Source organism: Tissierella sp. (assembly GCF_052089545.1).
Classification (GTDB): domain Bacteria; phylum Bacillota; class Clostridia; order Tissierellales; family Tissierellaceae; genus Tissierella_A.
In genome coordinates this window covers 1-3,662 of record NZ_JBQDAA010000222.1, presented here as the reverse complement: position 1 = coordinate 3,662, position 3,662 = coordinate 1, and the positions used below count along the sequence as shown (strand labels likewise).

The 3,662-nt window shown below is 28.0% G+C and carries 4 protein-coding genes; all 4 read right to left on the bottom strand.

What is annotated here, in order from left to right; translation table 11 throughout:
• Positions 1-46: 46 nt before the first annotated feature.
• A complete protein-coding gene (locus ACTHW2_RS11900) occupies positions 47-229 on the bottom strand; it encodes a hypothetical protein (RefSeq protein WP_442264131.1) in 183 nt (60 codons plus the stop codon).
• Positions 230-549: 320 nt separating this feature from the next.
• Positions 550-2,091, bottom strand: coding sequence for a TOTE conflict system archaeo-eukaryotic primase domain-containing protein (locus ACTHW2_RS11895; protein WP_442264130.1), 1,542 nt, complete (start codon positions 2,089-2,091; stop codon positions 550-552).
• Between the two features lie 333 nt (positions 2,092-2,424).
• A complete protein-coding gene (locus ACTHW2_RS11890) occupies positions 2,425-2,592 on the bottom strand; it encodes a hypothetical protein (RefSeq protein WP_442264129.1) in 168 nt (55 codons plus the stop codon).
• A gap of 84 nt (positions 2,593-2,676) precedes the next feature.
• A complete protein-coding gene (locus tag ACTHW2_RS11885; protein WP_442264128.1) occupies positions 2,677-2,850 on the bottom strand; it encodes a hypothetical protein in 174 nt (57 codons plus the stop codon).
• Positions 2,851-3,662: the final 812 nt, after the last annotated feature.

The window sequence follows — 3,662 nt, the reverse complement described above, 5'->3', positions numbered from 1 at the left end:
TCTTTCTTTAGTTGCTCTAGTTCTTTATCCATATTCCCTGCACCTCCTATTTATTTGCCTGCTCTTCTCTAGCTTTCTTCTCCCAGTATCTTTTTTGATGTTCTGCTACTTTGTCTTTATTCTTTTTTCTCCACTCTCTCAAATATTCCCTCTTAACCTTTTTTGCTTGTTCTGATAGTTCCATATCTGGTATACCTCCTATTATTTTAATTCTATGCTTATAACTCATAATCTATATCTATGGTATTCTTATTTTTATAATATCCACCTCCTAATACTTTTATCTATCTAGTAATATTAATAATTTATATATCCAGTTTCAGCACCTTTTTATATATATCCCTTTAAATACTTAAAAGATTAAAAGAATTAGTATATCTAGGTATGTAATTTAGACTTATATATGGGGCTATGTGTATATATATACTTTATTTATGTAAGGGGTTTGGGGCAAAAAAGTACCTCAAGCATAGTCTGTGGCTTTAATTGAAGGGTGTCAAAAACTTGCTTTTTTTATGAAATAAACCCCTACCATAATAAAGATTGCGATTACTTGTTATAAGGACAATTCTCAAGGTTTTTGTATCTTTTACCTTTGATATATTTTCTTCTGTCCTTATCATTTGATAGATAGCATAACGCTTTATATAGACAATCCTTGCATAACTCTCCATCATTACATACTGTAAAAGCTTTTATTTCCTTCTCATAGCTTATAAATTGATTAAGCTTGTACTTGTTTGGCTTTCTCTTAAACTTCTCTCCTGTGGCAACTGTGTCCCTCTCAACTACAAATAACTTGTTTAGCTTTTCTAATTTATCAATTTGTTTTGATAGGCTTGCTCTGTCTTTATTACCTCCCATTTTATTTATCTGCTCATAAGTCATATAAAATATACCTTCGCTACTTGCATAGGCTTTGCTATGTATTAGAAAAGCATAATATAAACGTCTTAGGGCTTCATTTTGCAACTTGTTTCCTACTTCAATACTAAATACTTCTTTTATTTCTGGTAATGTAATATTGATTTTATTAGCTTGTACCTTAAATCTATATCCAGTCCTATATACTGATTTAACTGTACTTTTTAAATTGCTTTTTACCTCATTATCTATTATTGATTTATTCCATTTTGTATCTATCCATTGTTTCATAATGTCCATAGTTTCAGCTAAACAATATCCCTTGATGTCCTTGTAATATGCTGTTACCTCTCTAATACTTATATGCCTTTTACCTTTCTTATGTACTCCATTATTTATAAGGTTTTCAGCTTGTTTTATTTTATTATCATTTGTATTTTGATATATAGGTAACAGGTTTATAGTTTCGTTTAGTTCCTCAAATTTTATAATTAAATCTATGTCGCTTGTATTTGCCTTGTAATTGATTTCTACAATGTCGCTTAGTATTTGTATGTCTAACTTCTTTATGTCGTTTAGAATTGAAATATTAACCTCTCTGCCCCATTCATTACACGGGTAACAATAGTTACTTGTCTTATGGTGAAAACCTAATGGTAATTTATAGGCTTGATTTCCTCCACCTCTTAACTCAATTTCTTTTTTTGATACTCCTAAATCATTTAATAGGACTTCATAAAATTTATTAATTATAGATTTATCTATCATTTGAGATAAAAATATATCCAAGTGGTAACCTTTACCCCCACTATGGGATATTAATATATTACTATCATTTATCCCATAACCTAAAATTGTATTATAAGTCTTATTTAATAAATCAATATCTAAAATATCAATATCTAAACCTATTAAATTACTAAAATCTTTAGGGAAATATATACCTATTGTTTTTTTACCTTGTAAATGGGCTTTTATGTCATTATCACACAAGCCCCAACTTCTTGACTCGCCTTTTTTAACTGTATAAGGTTGTCCATTTGTGTATTGTAAAAATTTATACCGTACTTTAATATAAAAGTCATTTATAAATTTAAGAGTCGCTTTTTCCCTTGCTTGTTCTGGCTCATATTCTCTTATATACTGTTCCATAGTGTAACCATGTTTTTTCAAGTGGCTTGTAGTTATCTTTTTAAATTCTCTATTACATATTTTACAATTTGCCATTGTTATATACTCCCTTCTGTATATTTAAAGGTTGGGGGAATATAAGGGAATACCCCCCCAATTTTACAAGCCCGTCGGCTAACCTTTTTAGTGGGAAGTAAAAAAAGATACCCCCACTACCTGAAAAAAAGTCTAGTAGTATAAGGTATCTTAAAATTAAATTCCTTTAGCTTGTATTATATTGAGTTAAAGTTTATAATATAAATACAATTAGGGTAAATATACCCTAAGAATATAAAGGTTTGGACGACCTTATAATACTGCCCTAGAAGTGTTACTAGCACTTGTTAGGGCTTTTTCTTTGCTCTTTTAGTTTTCATTATTTTTATTATATCATTTTGTGGATAACTTTAAAGGAATATATTTTCCTCTCTCAATTATTCGTGCAAGTAATTTGGCACAGTCAATTCCATTTACATATAATTCATTAAAAATATAAGTATCTTTGATTTTCAAATAATCAATATTTCTAGGCAAATCTAATAATTTCACCTTATACATATAATCACCCCTTATATATCAATTTCTTAGGCTCTAGGATTGATTTTAAGCCATTTATATATAATAAGAATACTATTACATACCTTAATTATCTTCTCCATCTATATAGTTTTTTAGGGTTTCCTTTGTGATAATCCATTTCCCACCTATCATTCTTTTTTTATCTATACTTTTAACTACTTTTAATGCTGTCGGATAACTCATATTAAATAGTTTTTGTATATCTTTGATGGTATAAAATTCTTTATCCATCTTCATAATCTTATAACCTCCTAATTTTTATTATCTTAATTATATCATTTTTATACTATTTATACAATTATAATATATAGATTAATACACATTTAATATTCTAATGTCGCAAAATAGTTATTTTGTTCAATTAGTTTTATACATAAAAATACCCTCTAATACTGTAAAATACAATACTAGAAGGTACTTGACTCTAATTGCATATTTTTTTATGCTCTTTCTTAGGGACTCAAATAATGAAGGATATACCTTTTTAGGGCTGCTAAAAGTGCCGAATACTCTTTTTTATGGACTCAAATAATGAAGGATATACCTTTTTAGGGCGTTGGATATGTTGGATACATATATATTTATTCTTAGGCTTATATGATAGCCTACAAACTTTTATATTGATTTAAATGTATGTTACTATACCTAATTAATTTAACTGCTTTAGAATTGATTTAAATAGCTTTGTTTAATTGTCCTTACTCTAGTACAGTTAAAATTATATAATATAACCTTATAAATTGCTCACCGATGAGCGATTTGGAAATTCTCTGTACAGTTAAAAATATATAATATAACCTTATCTCTTTTTATTAGGCTCCGATTTCTCCGATAAATATTGCCTTTTTTTAGGGACTTACTAATATCACCTATAAAGATATTAAACTATTAAAAATCTCATTGCACAAAACTGTGCAATGACTACCTAATCCACCTATAAGGATATTAAACCTCTTAGAATTGATTTTAAAAGGTTGATATACCTTGTCAAAACCTTGTAATAATAATACTTAACACTTTTTTTATATGTTCCATTACTTACCCTTAAT

Coding starts and splice junctions, on each gene's coding strand:
- ACTHW2_RS11900 (WP_442264131.1), bottom strand. CDS start 229: ATGAGTTATAAGCATAGAATTAAAATAATAGGAGGTATACCAGATATG.
- ACTHW2_RS11895 (WP_442264130.1), bottom strand. CDS start 2,091: ATGGCAAATTGTAAAATATGTAATAGAGAATTTAAAAAGATAACTACA.
- ACTHW2_RS11890 (WP_442264129.1), bottom strand. CDS start 2,592: ATGTATAAGGTGAAATTATTAGATTTGCCTAGAAATATTGATTATTTG.
- ACTHW2_RS11885 (WP_442264128.1), bottom strand. CDS start 2,850: ATGAAGATGGATAAAGAATTTTATACCATCAAAGATATACAAAAACTA.